The organism is Sphingomonas sp. HITSZ_GF, assembly GCF_029543155.1.
In the GTDB taxonomy this organism is placed as follows: Bacteria; Pseudomonadota; Alphaproteobacteria; order Sphingomonadales; family Sphingomonadaceae; genus Sphingomonas.
In genome coordinates this window covers 507,792-525,008 of sequence record NZ_JARQXA010000003.1, presented here as the reverse complement: position 1 = coordinate 525,008, position 17,217 = coordinate 507,792, and the positions used below count along the sequence as shown (strand labels likewise).

8 protein-coding genes are annotated in these 17,217 nt (G+C 66.9%); all 8 read left to right on the top strand.

The window, feature by feature from the left end:
* Positions 1 to 54: 54 nt before the first annotated feature.
* Positions 55 to 7,641: an autotransporter outer membrane beta-barrel domain-containing protein gene (locus P6144_RS11225; protein WP_277767847.1), complete on the top strand. Its 7,587-nt coding sequence runs from the start codon at positions 55 to 57 to the stop codon at positions 7,639 to 7,641.
* 242 nt (positions 7,642 to 7,883) lie between these two features.
* Complete coding sequence (locus P6144_RS11220; protein WP_277767846.1) at positions 7,884 to 8,954, top strand: histidine kinase; 1,071 nt, start codon at positions 7,884 to 7,886, stop codon at positions 8,952 to 8,954.
* Positions 8,951 to 9,739, top strand: coding sequence for a LytTR family DNA-binding domain-containing protein (locus P6144_RS11215; RefSeq protein ID WP_277767845.1), 789 nt, complete (start codon positions 8,951 to 8,953; stop codon positions 9,737 to 9,739). Before P6144_RS11220 ends, P6144_RS11215 begins: the two co-directional genes overlap by 4 nt.
* A gap of 155 nt (positions 9,740 to 9,894) precedes the next feature.
* Positions 9,895 to 10,677, top strand: a complete 783-nt coding sequence (locus P6144_RS11210; protein WP_277767844.1) for a hypothetical protein — start codon at positions 9,895 to 9,897, stop codon at positions 10,675 to 10,677.
* Between the two features lie 346 nt (positions 10,678 to 11,023).
* A complete protein-coding gene (locus P6144_RS11205; RefSeq protein ID WP_277767843.1) occupies positions 11,024 to 11,971 on the top strand; it encodes a hypothetical protein in 948 nt (315 codons plus the stop codon).
* Between the two features lie 160 nt (positions 11,972 to 12,131).
* Entirely contained in the window at positions 12,132 to 12,440 is a 309-nt protein-coding gene (locus P6144_RS11200) for a hypothetical protein (RefSeq protein ID WP_277767842.1), read from the top strand.
* Complete coding sequence (locus P6144_RS11195; protein WP_277767841.1) at positions 12,440 to 13,801, top strand: serine hydrolase domain-containing protein; 1,362 nt, start codon at positions 12,440 to 12,442, stop codon at positions 13,799 to 13,801. Before P6144_RS11200 ends, P6144_RS11195 begins: the two co-directional genes overlap by 1 nt.
* Before the next feature lie 287 nt (positions 13,802 to 14,088).
* Positions 14,089 to 17,166 carry a TonB-dependent receptor gene (locus tag P6144_RS11190; RefSeq protein ID WP_277767840.1) on the top strand — a complete coding sequence of 1,026 codons (3,078 nt, stop codon included), beginning with the start codon at positions 14,089 to 14,091 and terminating at the stop codon, positions 17,164 to 17,166.
* Positions 17,167 to 17,217 lie beyond the last annotated feature (51 nt).

The following is a 17,217-nucleotide window of genomic DNA, read 5'->3' as shown; positions in this document are numbered from 1 at the left end:
TTGGAGCAGCATATCATGTCGCGTACCGCTTACCCCCTCCGTACCCTTCCCGGCGTGAAGCGTCGCACCGCGCTGTTCGTCGGCGCCGCGACGCTCGCGATCGCGCTGTCGACGACGAGCGCGCAGGCGCAGTGCGCCGCCGAGGGGGCGCAGGTGGTCTGCTCGGGCGCCTCCGATCCGTTCGTGATGACCGTGCCGAACGGCACCGTCACCGTGCAGCCGGGCGCGACCGTCGGCAGCCAGGCGACCGAGGATGCGGCGCTGCGGTTCGACCTCGGCGGCAGGCTGATCGTCAACGGCACGGCCCTGTCGCAAGGCCCCGCCGTGCTGCTCGGCGATGCGCAGCGCCTCGACGTCAAGATCGGCAAGTCCGGCACGCTGGCCGGTGGCAATGCGATCCGCCAGGGCGATGACGACGGCAACTATATCAAGGTCGACAATGCCGGTCTGATGCGCGGGACCGATGGCCCCGCGGTGCGCGCCCGCATGGCGACATTGCAGCTCCAGAACCGCGCCGGCGCCCGCATCGAGGGCGGCATCGACGTCTATCAGTTCGACGGCGCGAATGGCGGCACGATCGAGGCGGGCGATGCCTCGGCGATCCGCAGCACCTATCTCGACCTCGACAATCGCGGCACCATTGCCAACAACTCCGCCACCAGCGCGGCGATCGCCACCGAAAGCGCCGAGATCGACAACAGCGGCGTGATCGAGGCGCGGGGCACCTCCCCGGCGATCGCGGCCGACTATCTCACCCTGAACAACGCGGCGGGCGGCGTGATCCGCAGCGCCGGCGACGTCGCGATCGCAGTCACCGATCACGGCTATGTCGAGAATGCCGGCCGGATCGAGGGCGATGTTGCGCTCGGCCAATATGACGACAGCTTCTACCAGCGTGTCGGCGGCGCCGTCACCGGTGCCGTCAACATGGGCGGCGGCGCCGACCATTTCTGGCGTGAAGCCAATGCCTCGGGCATTGCGGCGCTGCCGGAAGGCGGGATCGACGGCGGCGAAGGCGTCGATACCTACGGCTTCCGCATGACCGGCTCGGGCACGATCGCGTTCGGCGCGCTCCCCACCGGCTTCGAGCGCTACGGGCTCGACCTGTGCGGCTGCAATCTCGAAGTCACCATCGCGCCGGAGCAGCTGACCGCTGGCCTCGATATTTCGGGGCCGGGCACCGTCACCAGCAACGCCGACATCACCTATAGCGGCGACGATGCCGGGCTGACGCTCAGTTCGTTCAGCGAATATGCCGACAATTCCGGCCCGCTGACCTTCATCAACCGCGGCACGCTCAACTTCACCGGCGTGGAGGGCGCTGACAAGCCCTATCTGCTGATCGACGCCACCGACTTCGACAGCCGGTTCGTCAACGATACGGGCGCGACGATCAACCTTTCGGGTACGGTCTCCTACGGCATCGGCGCGAGCGGCTTCACCTTCGCGGAAGGCGAATATGGCTTCGACAATCGCGGGACGATCCACGCGTCCGATGCGGTCGATGTGGCCGTCGTCGTCGAAGGGAGCGGCCACAATAGCGGAACGATCACCAGCGATGTCGAGGACGGTGTCGGCCTGTTCCTGTCGAACCCCTATGCCAGCTTCCTGAACGATACCGGCGGCACCATCCGCGCCGCGCAGGCGGTGCTGATGGAGGGCGGCGCGTCGCTCACCAATCGCGGCTCGATCGCCGGCACGGGCGCCATCGCTGCGGTGCGCGGCCTGAGCAACCCATATTACGGCGCGAGCACCCTGATCAACGAAGGCGACATCCAGGCCGGCACCGGCGCCGCCGTCGAGTTTGCGGGCGAGGCTGGTTACCCGGGCGCCAATATCGCCAACAAGGGCACGATCGTCGGCGACGTCGTCACCGGCGCCGGCAATGACATGGTCTGGCTCGCCGAGGGCAGCACGATCCAGGGCGATCTCTCGACCGGCGCGGGCGACGACAAGCTCGTCGTCGATCTCGGCCGCCTGAAGCAGGACGGCAGCGTCGATACCAGCGGCCTGGTCTCGGGCAGCGTCGACATGGGCGCGGGCAACAACATCCTCCAGGCGCGTGCCGGCAGCACCCAGACCTTCTCGGTGCTCCAGAACAACGCCACCGGCTTCACCGGCGGCACGATCTACGAGGCTGCGGGCGCCGATACGGTGCTCACCCTCCAGGGGCCGCTCGATCGCACCGGCGACGGTCACCAGAGCTATAACGGCCTGCTCCGCCTTGCCGGCGATGGCCGCGTCGTGGTCGACATGACCTTCAACAATGGCGGCTATCACCGGCCGTCGATCGTCGTCGAGCAGAGCTCGACCGCGAGCGAGTTCGGCGACAACAGCAACGGCCTCGATCTCGTGATCGCCGCCAGCGTCCATGGCGGCGGCGCCGATGTCTCGGTCGATGCCACCTATGCTCGTCGCGTCGAGCTGCTCGCCGGCAAGGGCGGCATCGACATCGACAGCGGCACCGCGCTCAAGACCGGCTACGGCACCGAAGTGCTGCTTTCGGCCAGCACCAACCTGCGCAAGGGCGGCACCGGTGCCGGCACGCTGCTCGATGCCACCGGCAGCACGATCCTCAATCGCGCGTCGATCTGGGAAGATTCGAAGGGCGCCAGCTCGGCCAATTTCGGCACCGGCGTCGACATGGTCGACAGCTTCTTCACCAACGACAATTCCGGCTTGGGCAAGGGCATGGTGACCATGCAGGGCACCGGCATCCGGATGGACAATTCGACGGTCTATAACAACGGCATCATCACCAGCGCCCATGGCAATGCGATCGAGACGACCGGCTATGGCGTGAACCGCATCGTCAACGGCGCCACCGGCTCCATCCAGGGCCATGTCAGCAGCAACACGATCGGCACCGCCGGTGCGGCGATCGCCGGCGGCGACGGCAACGACATCGTCGAGAATGCCGGCACGATCACCGGCCATGTCCTGCTCGGCGGCGGCGAGGATCTCTATGTCGCGACCGGCGGCAAGGTCACCGGCAATCTCGACATGGGCGACGGCAATGACACCGTGCTCACCCGCAACGGCGCCGCGCTCGACGTGAGCGGCACGGTGACCGGCGGCGACGGCGTCGATGCCTATGGCCGCTCCTTCACCAGCAGCGGCACCTTCGATCTCGCCACCAACGTGCTCGGCAACAGCTTCGAGATGCACGGTGTCGAGGCGAGCGGCGCGGCCACCGAGGTCACCGTCACGTCCGCCACGACCCAGGCTGCCGGCCTGCGCATCCTCGGCGATGGCAAGGTGACCAACAACGCCAGCTTCGACATCGCCGACGAGGGCGAGGCCTATGCCGCGATCGACGCAACCGATCCGCGCGGCGAAGCCAGCCTCGATTTCGTCAATAACGGCACGATCACCAGCGCGGTCGCGGGCATCTATGGCGCGAACACGCTGAAGAGCTTCCTCAACACCGCGGCGATCACCGCGCGCAACGTCGGCGTCTATATCGACAATTACGGCAACGGCGCGTTCAAGATGACCAACAGCGGCGCCATCACTTCGACCGGCGACCGCGCCGTCGTCATCTTCAACGAAGGTACCGACGAGACCGGCAACAGCATCGATCTGTCGAACACCGGCCAGATCAGCTCGGGCGCCGATGGCTACAACGCAGTCGACCTCTACAGCGAATATGGCACGATCAAGCTCGGCAACAGCGGCACGATCTCGGCGGCCTCCAACTATGCCGCGGGTGCCCAGGTGCGCGGCAACGCCTTCGACGTGACCAACAGCGGCACCATCCAGGCGACGGGCCATGGTGGCACCGGCCTGCTGCTCACGGCGTTCGGCGGCCTCGCTGAAGAGGATTGCATCGATCCCGAGCCGGTGCTGGTCGGCACGCTCACCAATAGCGGCAAGATCAGCGCCAATGGTGGCGGCGACGAATATGGCCTCGCCAGCGGCGCGTTCGTCGGGCTGCTCGGCGATTACGGCCTTGCCCGCTTGACCAATGCGGCGGGCGGCACGATCGAGGCGACCGGTGGCAATTCGGTCGCGCTGCTCGTCGCCGGCCTCGACGACGAAGGCTATGGCAGCACCAGCGTCGACGCGGCGCTGCGCCTGTTCGAGCTCGACAATCTCGGCACGATCCGCGGCGGCGCCGATACGGTGCTGGAGGGCAGCCGCAACTTCGATGCCGGCAATGTCGATCTCGATGCGCCGATCGACGGTGACGAGGAGGGCGACACCTATGTCGTTGCCGGCGGCATCCAGACGATCAACACCACCGACAAGATCCGCAACCTCGCCGGCGGCACGATCATCGGCAATGTCGATCTCGCGGATGGCGATGACGTGTTCGAGAATTACGGCACGCTCCAGGGCGATCTGCGCCTCGGCTCGGGCGACGACACCTTCGTCTATGCCGCGTCGGGCACCTTCACCGGCACCGCCTATGGCGGCACCGGCAACGATACGCTGCTCGTCGATGTGAATGGCGGCGGCACGGTCGATTTCGACCAGTTCCGCCAGTTCGAGACGCTGAGCCAGCGCGGCACGGGCTCGATCACCATCCGCGGCACCACCGATCTCGAGACGCTGGTCATGGCCGGCTCGAACGTGACGGTCGCGGCCGGCACCCGCTTCCAGACCCAGGGTGCGACGGCGCTGTCGGGTTCGGACGCGGCGGAATCGGTCAGCGTGTTCGGCACGATCGGCGGCGGGCTCGACATGGGCGGCGGCAACGACACCGTCACCCTGGGTGCGGGCGGCGTGGTCGAGGGCAATATCAACCTCGGCGCGGGGGATGACCGCCTCGTTCTCACCGGCGGCACCGCCACCGGCCTGATCGACGGCGGCGATGGCAGCGATACCGTCGCTTTCGAGATCACACAGGACAGCAGTGATCTCCCCAACGTCACGAATTTCGAATCCCTCGACATATCCGGCAACGCCCGCCTGACGCTCGCGATGGATCAGGACTTCGACACGGTGACGTTGCGCAATGGCGCGGACCTCACGCTCAATCCGGGCAGCGGTGATCACCATATCGGCAACATCATCGGTGATGACAACTCGCAGTCGGTGATCCTCAACACCGCGCTTACCGGCGGCGTATCGCTCGGCGGCGGCGACGATTCGCTGACGATGAGCCTGAACGGCCTGCTTTCGGGCGGGCTCGACGGCGGCGCCGGCAACGACGTGCTCAACCTCAACCTCACCGGTGACTCGAAGATCGCCGAAGGCATCACCAGCTTCGAGACGATCAACGTCGCGGGCGGTTCGACGCTCACGCTGGGCGCCACGATCGGCGTCGACCAGACGCTCAACTTCGACGAGCATGACAACACGCTGATCGTCGAGGGCGGCTCGATCCTGGGCACCGTCAACGGCGGCGCCGGGCATGACGCGTTGGTGTTCACCACGCTCGCCGACCAGACTTCGACGCTGTCCACTGCCAGGATCCTCAACTTCGAGGACATCGTGGCGAACGGTGCCGGCACGCTGGCGATCAGCGGCAACGGCACCTTCCAGACCATCTCGGTCGAGGACGGTGACCTGACCGTCGCGGCAGGCAGCACGATCACCGCGAACGAGACCAATTTCGGCGCGGCGAACAACGTGCTGACGCTGGCCAGCGGCGCCACGCTGAGCGGCGCGATCGATGGCGGCGACGGCATCGACCGGCTGGTGCTCAACCAGGCAGTGGGCACCACCCGCAAGCTGAGCAGCGTCAACGCCACCGGCTTCGAGGAGCTGGAATCGGGCGATGCCGGCGAGCTGATCGTCGATCGCGATGCCAGCTTCGACGTGGTCGACCTGTTCGGCGCCAAGCTGACGGTCGCTGCCGGCTCGACGCTCACCGTGCCTACGCTCAACGGCAATGACGGCGCCAACATTCTCAACGTGCAGGGCGTGCTGGCGGGCAATGTCGCACTGGGGGCGGGCAATGATCGTCTTACCCTGGGCCATACCGGTGCGATCACCGGCACCGCGAGCGGCGGCACCGGCTATGATACGCTCGAGTTCAACACGGCGGGCACCTATGCTGCGCCGACTGCGTGGAACGGCCAGGGCTATGCCGATTTCGAGGCTCTCAACGTCGCCGGCGGCGTCGTCTCGCTCACCGGCAATGTCAGCTATGACACGATCTCGGTCACCGGCGGCCGCCTGATCGGCCAGGCGAGCACCACGATCACCTCGGCCAAGACGCTGGTGGTCGGCCAGGGCGCAACCTTCGGCACCGCCGGCACCGTCAACGCCAATATCGAAGTGCGCGGCACGCTGTCGCCGGGCGCTTCGCCGGGCACGATGACGGTCAACGGGAACGTCCTGTTCACCAACGGCTCGAACCTGCTGCTGGAAATGTCGCCGACGGTCAGCGACCGCCTGAACATCTCGGGCACGATGACCATCCAGAACGGCGCGACGCTGGACATCACCGGTATCCTCCAGTCCACCCCGGGCGGGGCGCTCGATCTGGTGGTGGCGCAGGGTGGCATCACCGGCGGCTTCACCACGATCAACAAGTCGGAGACGGTATTCGGCTTCGTGGTGACGCGCGGCAACCGCATCCAGCTGGTGGGCGAGTTCCAGAACGGCACCGGGTTCGGCACCAACGTCCAGGACTCGATCCGCTACGCCAATGCCGTGCTCGGCGGCAGCCAGATGGTCCAGGCCTTCACCAATGCGCTGCCGGCGCTGGTCGAGACCAACGGCACTTCGCGCGCCGCCGGCTTCGCCGCGCTCTCGCCGGAAGCCTTTGCCGCGGCCGATCAGGCCAGCATCGACACCGGGCTCGCCGTGGTCGACGCGATGCGGACGCTCGAGAACGGCAGCAAGGGCCATATCGGCTTCTACGGCTTCGCCCAGGGCCTGTATCAGGAGGGTGCTCTCGCCGGGAACGCCGGTACCGGTGCGCATGACCTGCGCAGCGACAGCCGCGGCCTGCTCGGCGGGCTTGGCTATGGCTTCTCCGAGAATGCCCGGGTGAGTGCGTTCGTCAGCACGCTCGCGACCAACCAGACGCTGGAGAATTTCGGTGCCAGCACCGATCTGGACGGCATGCAGCTCGGCGTCTCTGCGAGCGGCGAGATCGGCGGCCTCGCGCTGCGCGGCCTGGTCGGCTACGACCTGTCGCGGGCGAAGACCAAGCGTACCGTGCCGGGCGCCCTGGCCACCTCGCGCTATGATCTGGGCGGGGTCTTTGCCGATATGTCGGCTGCCTATGAGGTCTCGCTCGGTACGCTGCGGATCGCGCCGCGCGTCGGCGTCACCTACGTCGAGGGCGGCCGCAACCATCTGACCGAGAAGAGCTCGGACTTCGCGTTGGAGGTGGTCAAGAACAGCAGCAACGCGCTGTTCGGCGATGCGGCACTCGGCGTCAGCTTCGATCTGGGCGGCGTCTCGCCTTGGGCCGAGGCGGGCATCCGCCATCAGTTCAGCGGCAACAACGGCCGTGCCTACGCCTCCTATGTGGCGGCGAGCTCGGGCGGCGTGATGCTGGCACAGGCAGCCGATCGCGGCGATACCATGGCGCATCTCGCGCTGGGTGTGACGGCACCGGTAGCGAAGGGCATTCGCCTGAACCTGAGCTATTCGGGCGAATATGGCGCCGGTGCCGGCGGCAAGTTCGCCGACACCGCTCGCCACAGCGTCAATGCGGGCCTCGCGATCGCATTCTGATCCGGTTCGACGGGGGGAAGGGCGGATCGGCCCGGGTACAAGCTATCCGGGTCGGTCCGTCCGTTTTTGTCGCGTCGAAATCCGGTTTCATCGAATCTGGGGTGCAATTGGCATAAAGCCTGCCCTTGCCTGCCGCGGTGGTGCCTGGCCCGTTTCCGCCGTTTGATGCGCCGTTCGAAATGATCGTCAGCCAGGCAAACTCTGCTATGTTCGCAACCATGCATGATATTCTCCCGCCCGGCATGAGGCCCCGTGACGTGTGGATCGCGGCCGGGTTGACGATATTCCTGTGGCTGGTCGCGCTTGTGCTCTGGTCGGCGCAGGACATCGTCTCGGGTGGCCCCTTCCCGACAGCCTACAAGATCCTGCTGGCGCAGACGCTGTTCTGTGGCCTGCTGCTTTCCGCGGTGCTGGTCGGCATCATCTGGCTTTGCCGCCGCGCGCCGCGCCGCCTGCGCGTGCCGCTGATCATGGTGGCGGCGCTCACGATCTCGATCGCACATGGCGGGCTCGATGCGTTCCAGGTCCGTGACTATGCGATCGCGGTGGCGGGCAAGTCGCCGCCCGTCGGCGAGATCTTCTATCGCGGGCTGATGCCTTTCGTCTTCATCTACGGCTTCTACGCGACTGCCTGGGGGCTGACGTTGAGCGACATGGCGATGCGCGAGACGCAGCGCCGCCTGGCCGAGGCGAACGAGGCGGCGCACCAGGCGCAGCTCGCGGCGCTGCGCTTCCAGCTCAACCCGCATTTCCTTTTCAACACGCTCAACGCGATCTCTTCGCTCATCGTCACCCAGCGCAATGCAGAGGCAGAGCATGTGACGATGAAGCTCGCCGATTTCCTGCGCCTCTCGCTCGAGACCGATCCGCAGGAGGAGATCACGCTCGATGAGGAGCTGGCGAACGCCCAATCCTATCTCGACATCGAATCCGCGCGCTTCGGCGAGCGGCTGCATGTCGAGTTCGATTGTCCGGCCGCGCTGCTCGACGCGATGGTGCCCAGCTTCCTGCTCCAGCCGCTGGTCGAGAATGCGATCAAATATGCCGTCGCGCCGTCGCGGGCGCGGGTGAAGCTGGCGCTGCAGGCTCGCGAGACCGGCGGCATGCTCGAACTGGTGGTGCAGGACGATGGCCGTCACGCGTTGGGCGCCAAGCCGGGCGGGCTCGGGGTGGGCCTTGCCAATGTCCGCAAGCGGCTATCCGCCTTTTACGGGGAGTTGGGCGAGATTGATGCCCGGGCGACCGAAAGGGGTTTCCGGGTGCGGCTCACGCTGCCGCTGCGGACGGTGCCGGTGCGCAAGGCGGCGGAATGATGCGCATCCTGCTGGTGGACGATGAGCCGCTTGCGCTCGAACGACTGAGCTTCGCGCTGCGGGCGATCCCCGATGTCGAGATCGTCGGCACTGCGAGTGACGGTTTCCAGGCCCGCGATCAGATCGCCGCGCTCGAACCGGATCTCGCCATCCTCGACATCCAGATGCCCGGGCTTTCGGGCATCGATCTCGCACAGTCGCTGAGCGAGAGTGCCCGACCGCCCGAAATCATGTTCGTGACGGCGTTCAACCGCTTCGCGCTCGATGCCTTCAGCGTCGAGGCGGTCGACTATCTGCTCAAGCCGGTGAGTTTCGATCGTCTGCGCATCGGCATCGAGCGGGTGCGCCGCCGCCTGCGCATGCTCGACGCGGAGGGCCGGGCGGCCGAGCTCGCCACGATCGTGACCGAGCTGCGTGCCGATGGGGAAACCCAGGCCCAGCCAGTCCGGGGTGCCTATGATAGCGGCATCTGGGTGCCCGGGCGCCAGGGCTCTGTCCGCGTGCCGATCGACAGCATCGATCGGATCGAGGCCGCGCGCGACTATGTGCTGCTCAACACCCCGTATAAGTCGTACATCATGCGCGCCAAGATGAACGAGATCGAGCAGCGCATCGATCCGAGCGTGATCGTCCGCGTTCACCGTTCACATATGGTGCGGATTGCCGCGGTGACTGGCGTAGAACGTCCTGGCAAGGGGCTGCTGCGCCTGCTGCTCAACGATGGCACCCGGCTGCAGGTCGGCCCCAATTATCAGGATCAGGTCGTCCAGCGCCTCGGTCTCTGACTTCGTCGCAATCGTAACTATCCCGATCGCAGTTCGCTTAATCCGGGCTCTGAATCGGGCAAGCGTCTGACATGCATATAAAAACCCCTCGGCGTCGTCGCGCCATCGCCGCGCTCCTTGGAGCGGCCCTGTCCACCGCGCTGGCATCGCCCGGAGTGCATGCCCAATCGGTGGAGGATCCCTTCGCCAGCCTCGTCGCGGCAGAGCAGGCCTTCGCCGCCGACGCCACGCGTGTCGGCATCACCCCGGCCTTTCGTGCGCATGCCGCGCAGGACAGCGTGCTGCTCGCGCCCGGGCCGGTCTCGGCGCCCGAGCATCTCGCCAAACGGGGCGACACGCCGGGTCTCACGCTCGAATGGCATCCCAGCATGGCGGGCGTCGCCCGCTCGGGCGATCTCGGCTTCACCAGCGGTCCCTACCGCATGGTGCACGGCGGCAAGGTGCTTTCCGGCCAGTTCCTCACCGTCTGGTCGCGCGGGGCGGATGGCCGCTGGCGCTGGGTCCTCGATCACGGGCTTCCCCCTAAGCTGGCCAGCGGCGCCGCCGCGGTCGGCCCCGCCGCGGTGATGCGTTTCGCCTTTCTCGCCGCGTCGGAGGCTAAGACGATCGCGGGCCATAGCCTCGATGCAGCGGAGCAGGCGCTCGACCTTGGCTATGTCGATCGGGGGCTCGCCGCGCTGCTGCCGTTGCTTGCTGAGGACGGGTATCTGCTGCGCCCGGGACGCGACGCGATTGCCAAGGTCGATGCCCGCAACCTGGCGCCCGATCCGCGGCACTTCGTTCGCTCGGAGCGGCTCGGCACGCGGGTCTCGGAGGCGGGGGATCTGGCCGCGAGCTATGGCCGGCTGGTCCCGGAGAATGGCGACCCCGCTTATTATGTGCGCGTATGGCGCCGCGGCGAGCGGGGCTGGGAATTGCTGATCGACGAGATGATCTGAGGTAATTTCCGTCGCTTGACGGGCGGGGTTGGTCAGTCCCGTCGAGCCGGGCTCCGCGCTCATCGCATGGGCCGCGCCGCCGGACCGCCGGCACGGCAAAGTCTGTATCGACAACGTGCTCCTTCCGGTCGTCCCTCGATCCGGAAGTAGCGGACGGCCCCTGCAACTTAGGGTCGTCCGCTCCCCTTTCCGGCATCTGCCGGCAATGATGCGACGGGCCTCGGGCGTGCCTTCATTACGCGCCCGCGGTTTGCCCCAGCGCCCCTGGGGTGTCGTGGGTGGCACGGCAGCCTGTACCCGGCGGCCGTGCCACCAGGCCTCGCAAACCCCGGCAGACAGGCTTCGCATGCGCTCTTTTCTTATCCCTGCCGCCTTGCTGGCTGCCGGAGCGGCCGAGGCGCACATTGTCTCGCCGGACTATTGGCCCAACGCCACGCGGAACCCCTATCAGGCCGACCCGGTCATCGCCCGGCGGCTGCGCTGCGCGGCGCTGATGGAGGCGATCAGCAACATCTATTTCGGGGCGATGGATCACGCCGATCCCAGGTTGCGTGGTGAAGCCAGCGCGTTCACCTCCGATACGCCGCGCATGCCGGCCGAAGACATGCTCGAGCGTCAGGCCTATTTCCAGGCAACCCAAGCGCTCTATGACGCGGCCGAGGTACTGGGCCGCGCCAAGCCGAAATATACCCATGTCGATTTCCATGGCTGGTATCACGACAGCAACCAGCTCGAGGCGCTCAAGAAGGTCCGGGAGGGCATAGGCTATGCGGGGCTGAACTCGCGCGTCGTGCGCTGCTTCGAATATCCGCAAATCGCCGCGCTCCAGCCTCGGATCGCGGCGCGGCTTCGCCTGCCGGTGCCCGCCAGGGTGCAGCCCGCTTCGCCGCGCATCCAGCCGAACTGGATGCCGCTGCGCACCGTCGGCTATTTCTACCGCCCCGATTCCTATCGCTACCTGGCCTGTGCCGGGCTTGCCCAGGCAGTCGCCAAGGCGCGCTTCGGCCAGATGCCGCCGCCCGACAGCAGCGAGGACTATAGCCGCAACAAGTCGCCGGACCCCGCCCGGGCGACGTTCCGCAAGGCGGTTCGCGATACCTTCTTGGCCGGCCACAAGACGCTCGTCGCCAACACGCCGGTCGAGCGCCAGGCCTATCTGATGAACTATTATGGCGCCGAACGGGGTGGCGACACGCTGGTGAAGAACGGTGTGGCAGCCGATGCGGCGCGCGAGCCGTCGCTGCGCTGCGCCGAGTTGCCGACCATGGTCCCGATCGTCCCGCTGCTGGGCTGATCCCTTCCGGTTTCGTCGCGGCAAGGGCGGCACCGGTCGCCCCATACTGGCCGCGTGCGCGCACGCTGCGCAGGCGTCACCCGTTATCCGCGCGCGCCGCTTTCGAGAGAATATCATGTCCAGATTTGCCCGCATCGCCGGGGCGATGCTATTTGCGGCCATGCCCGCACCGCTGCTGGCGCAGGAGGCGCCGAGCGATCCGATGGCCACCGCCGCACCCAGCCCAGTCGATCAGGTCACCGCCGCGCGCCAGGCCGCGCCGGAGGCCAAGCCGTGCAAGCCCAAGAAGAAAAAGGGTTTCGGCCTGGGCGGCATCCTCAAGGCGGCGAGCAAGAGCGGTCTCGCGAGCATGGTCGGCGGCGGTGTGATAGGCGGCTATGGCGGCGCCGTCGCCAGCACCGCGATCAACACCGGGGTTGGTGTCGCGGAGAGCAGCGCCGCCGCCAAGCCGGCATCCGAGGGCTGCTGATGCGCGGGCTCGTGCTTGCCCTGGTGGCGCTCCTTGTAGTCACCCCGGCACGCGCGGGCACCGATCCGGTCGACGCGATCGTCAAGCGGCAGATGCAGCTCAACACCATCCCCGGCGCGGCCGTGGCGATCATCGAGCGGGGCCGCATCGTCAAGATCGGCACCTATGGCATGGCCAATGTCGAATGGAGTGCGCCGGTCGGCAGCGACACGCGCTTCCAGCTCGCTTCGGTCACCAAGATGTTTACCGGCGTGCTGCTGATGCGGCTGGTCGAGCAGGGCAAGCTGGGGCTCGACGATCCGCTCACCCGCTGGTTTTCCGAAGCGCCGCAGCGCTGGCAGGGCGTCCAGGTCCGCCAGCTGGCCAACCACAGCTCCGGCCTGGCCGAGCAATGGGGCGCGGCGCGGGACGCCACGGTCGACAGCGTCGTCGCCAAGGCGATGGAGACGCCCTTCGCCTATCCGCCGGGCAGTGAGGCCCGCTACGGCTTCACCGATTTCACCGTGCTGCGCGCGATCCTGGAAAAGGCGGGCGGCAAACCGCTCCCCGCGCTGCTCCGCGACGAGCTCCTCACGCCGCTCGGCATGACCGGCACCGGCTTCGCGATGGCGACCGATGACGGTACCGTACGCGTCGGTGACGTGCTGGCGCATCGCGCCTCGGTCTATGGCCTGCGTGACGGGCGGCTGTCGACCAGCGACTTCTTCTTCGCGCCCCAGGGCTATGGCGCGGGCGGCCTCTATTCGACGATCGAGGATCTTGCGCGCTTCTTCGTCGCGATGGACGCGGGCAAGCTGCTGCGCCCGGAGAGCATCCGCATGCTGGAGACGCCGGCCGCGCTTTCCGGCGGCAAGCAGGCTTCCTTCGGGCTGGGCTGGGTGGTGCGCCCCTATCGTGGCGCCACGCTCGCCGGGCACAGCGGCGGGCCGGCGCTCGCCGACATCGCGCGGATCGAGGCACGCCAGCTCACCGTGGTCGTGCTCACCAACCAGCAGCTGTTCCACCCGCTGCTCGCCGAAGCGATCCTCGACACCTATCTGCCTGCCCCGGCCCGGGCATTGGAGATCGCCGACGACCGGCCCGCCATCGCCGCCGCCGTCCGCAGCGCGGTGACGCATGCCGCTGCCGGCGAGGATCCGGCCGCCTCGTTCGCGCCGGCAGGGAAGGGGGCGGCGCAAAGCCTGGCCTCACCGTTCGCCCGCGCGATGCTGCGCGGCATGGGCCCGCTCGGCGCGGTCGGCCTGCTCGAGGTACTTCCCGATGGCGAGCGCCGCTACCGGCTCGACTTCGCCTACAAGACGATGATCTGGCGGACTACCGCCGATGCCGAGGGAAAGCTGACCGGCTTCCGGCCCGAATAGCTCGAACGTTTCGGGGGCGTCCCTCGTCGCAACAGGCGCGGCCTTGGTCGCGAAACGCGGGTGCTGCGTCGTGCTCCCGCACAGTTTCGGCTCGCGCCCGTTCCGAAGGCGGGCGCGGCGCGGCGAGTGCCGTGGGGCGATCACCCAACGATCGTCGCTCCCCAGGGGCGGCAGAATCTCATCGAAGGGCAAGCCCCGCGAGCCACTCGCCGTGCGCAATGCGGAACCGCCGGCAGGGCTTCAGGGAGCCTGCGAGATTGGCGGTCCGCCAGCAAAGAGGGCAGATAATGACCAAAAGGAATTCACTAGTTCATCGCCTGTTGATCGGCTCTACCGCGCTATGCGGTGCGCTGCCGGCCGGGCTGATCCTTCTCGCCGCGCCGGCGCACGCGCAGGATGCCGCCAGCCAGGCCGAACCGGTTACCGCTGAGCCGCAGGCTGCGCCGACCGCCGCCGAGGAACCTGCGGACTCGATCGTCGTCACCGGCTCGCTGTTCCGCCGCGCGAATGCGGAGACGCCGTCGCCGGTAACGGTGCTCTCGGCGGAGGCGCTCGAGCAGCGCGGCATCAACACCGTCTCCGAAGCGCTGCAGCGCGTTTCCGCCGGCAATGCCGGAACGATGACCCAGGGCTGGAACAGCGGCAACAACTTCGCGGCGGGCGCCAACGCCGTTGCGCTGCGCGGCCTCACGGTCCAGGCGACGCTGACCATGTTCGACGGCCTGCGCATGGCGCCCTATCCGCTCGCGGACGACGGCCAGCGCAACTTCGTCGATCTCAACACCATTCCGAACGCGATCATCGAGCGGATCGACGTGCTGCGCGACGGCGCTTCGTCGACCTATGGCGCGGACGCGGTGGCCGGCGTGATCAACGTGATCACCAAGAAGGAGATCAAGGGCCTGCACGCCAACCTCTCCGCCGGCATCTCGCAGGAAGGCGATGCCGGTGAGCGGCGCGCGGACCTGACCTGGGGCTATGGCGACCTGCAGGAGCAGGGCTTCAACTTCTACCTCAGCGGCGAATATCTGAAGCAGGATGCGCTGTGGGCGCGCGATCGCGGCTATCCGTTCAACACCACGGACTGGAGCCGGATCTGCAATTCGAGCGGTGGTTGCCTGCCCAACCTGAACTCGAACGGCGTCAGCCCCGATGGCACGGCGAATGCCTTTTTCGGCGTTCCCGGCCTTGCCGTGGTGCGTCCGGTCAACACGCCCGATGCAGCGATCGGCGACGGTCGCTTCTCCTATCTGAACCCGGCGCTCGGCTGCGGCCGCTGGACCCGCACGCAGCTCACGGCGGCGATGCTCGATCCCGCCCAGGGCGGCTCGGCTGCAGCCCCGGCGGATGGCCGTGTCTGCGAGGCGAACCTCGCCGGTGCCTATGCGATGCTGCAGCCCGACGTGGAGCGCTTCGGCGTCTCGGCGCGCTTCACCGCCAATATCGGTGGATCGCACGAGTTCTTCGCGCAGGGTAACTTCTACCAGACCGACACCCTTGCTTTCGGCAATCCGCGTTCGTTCAACGAGCGGCCGACCAATCCCCGCAGCGGCGCCGTGATCTACAACGTCATCGCGCCGGTCTATGTCTGCCCCACCGGCGTCGGCACGCTGAACGGCATGAATACGGGGTGCACCGCGGCCAACGGCACGCTCAACCCCTATAACCCCTATGCCGCTTCCGGTCGTACGGCACAGCTGCTCTTCGGTCCGGATATCCCGACCACCGACGAGACTTCGGCGCGCTCGATGCGCGGCGTGGTCGGCATGTCGGGCGAGGTTCTCAGCGGCCTGAACTATTCGGCGAACTTCGTCGCGTCGCGCGTCGAGCTGAAGCGCGAGCAGAGCGGCTATCTGATCCCGCAGCGGATCATGGACGTCGTCGCCCGCGGCACGTTCAACTTCGCCAATCCGAATGCCACGGCGCAGTCGGTGTGGGACTATATCATGCCGACGAGCACGACGGTGTCGGTCTCGAACCTGTGGCAGGCGACGGGCAATCTTTCGCACACCGTGTTCGAGCTGCCCGGCGGTCCGCTCAACGTGGCGGCCGGCATCGCCTATCGCCATGAATCGATCGATGCGCCCAGCGCCAATCCGCAGAACGATGCGCACCCCTATGATCGCTATTACGGCATCAACGCCGTGGGTACGGCGGGCGCCCGCAACGTCTTCTCGGCGTTCGGCGAAATCGACGCGCCGATCATCAAGCAGTTCGAGCTGAACCTGTCGGGCCGCTTCGACTCCTACTCGACCGGCCAGAAGAACTTCTCGCCCAAGGTGGGCGCCAAGTTCACGCCGATCCCGCAGGTGGCGTTCCGCGGCACCTGGTCGAAGGGCTTCCGCATCCCGAGCTTCAACGAAGCCTTCGGCCTGCCCACCACCGGCTTCGTCTCGAACGGCGGCGGTACCTTCTGCACGACCTATGTGACGTTCTGCGCGGCGCACGGCAACAATGCCTATGCCTCGCAGCCCTTCTCGGTCGGCCTCACCAATGTCGGCAACCCGGAACTCAAGCCCGAGCGTTCGCAGAACATCACGCTGGGCCTGATCGTCGAGCCGGTCCGCAATGTGAGCTTCACGGTCGATCTGTGGCGGGTCAAGGTTCGTGACCTGATCGTCGGCGTGACCAACACCGCGCCGGTGATCGATGCCTATTATCGCAACAACGGCGTGGTCAACATTCCGGGCTTCACCGTGACGCAGGGCACGCCCGACCAGGCGAACCCGAACGCGCTGCCGCATATCGGCTTCATCCAGGCGTCCTATGCCAACGCCAATGAACAGCTGGTGCAGGGTATCGATTTCGGCGTGAACGCGAAGATCAAGGTGACCGACGGCCTGCGCCTGGTCAGCTCGTTCGAAGCGTCGTACCTCGACCAGAGCCGCCTCACCAATATCGATCCGTTCACCGGTGAGGCCGCGGATCCGCTGCACTATGAGGGCACGCTCAGCCCGTGCAACGTCACTTCCTGCTCGGGTTCGCCGCGCTGGCGCGCCAGCTGGCAGAACACGCTGCAGTTCGGTGGGACCACCGTCACCGCTACGGCCTATTATACCAGCGGGTACAAGGTCGCGGAGCTCGATGTGAACGCCAGCTCGCCGGACGATTGCAGCCATGCTTTCGCCTATGACGATGGCACGCCGTATCAGTGCCGCTCGAAGGCGATCTGGAACCTGGACCTCACCGCCTCGCACAAGATCAATGATCAGTTCACGGTCTATGTGAATGCGCTGAACGTCCTCAACATCAAGCCGCCGTTCGATCCGGATGCTGCCTACAGCATCTATGGCTTCAACCCGGCTTGGGCCGGCGCGAACATCCTGGGTCGCTACTTCCGCATCGGCGCGAAGATCGACTTCTAGAGTTCAGAGCCAAAACGACGCGAGCGGCGAAATTCGCCGCTCGCGTTTTTT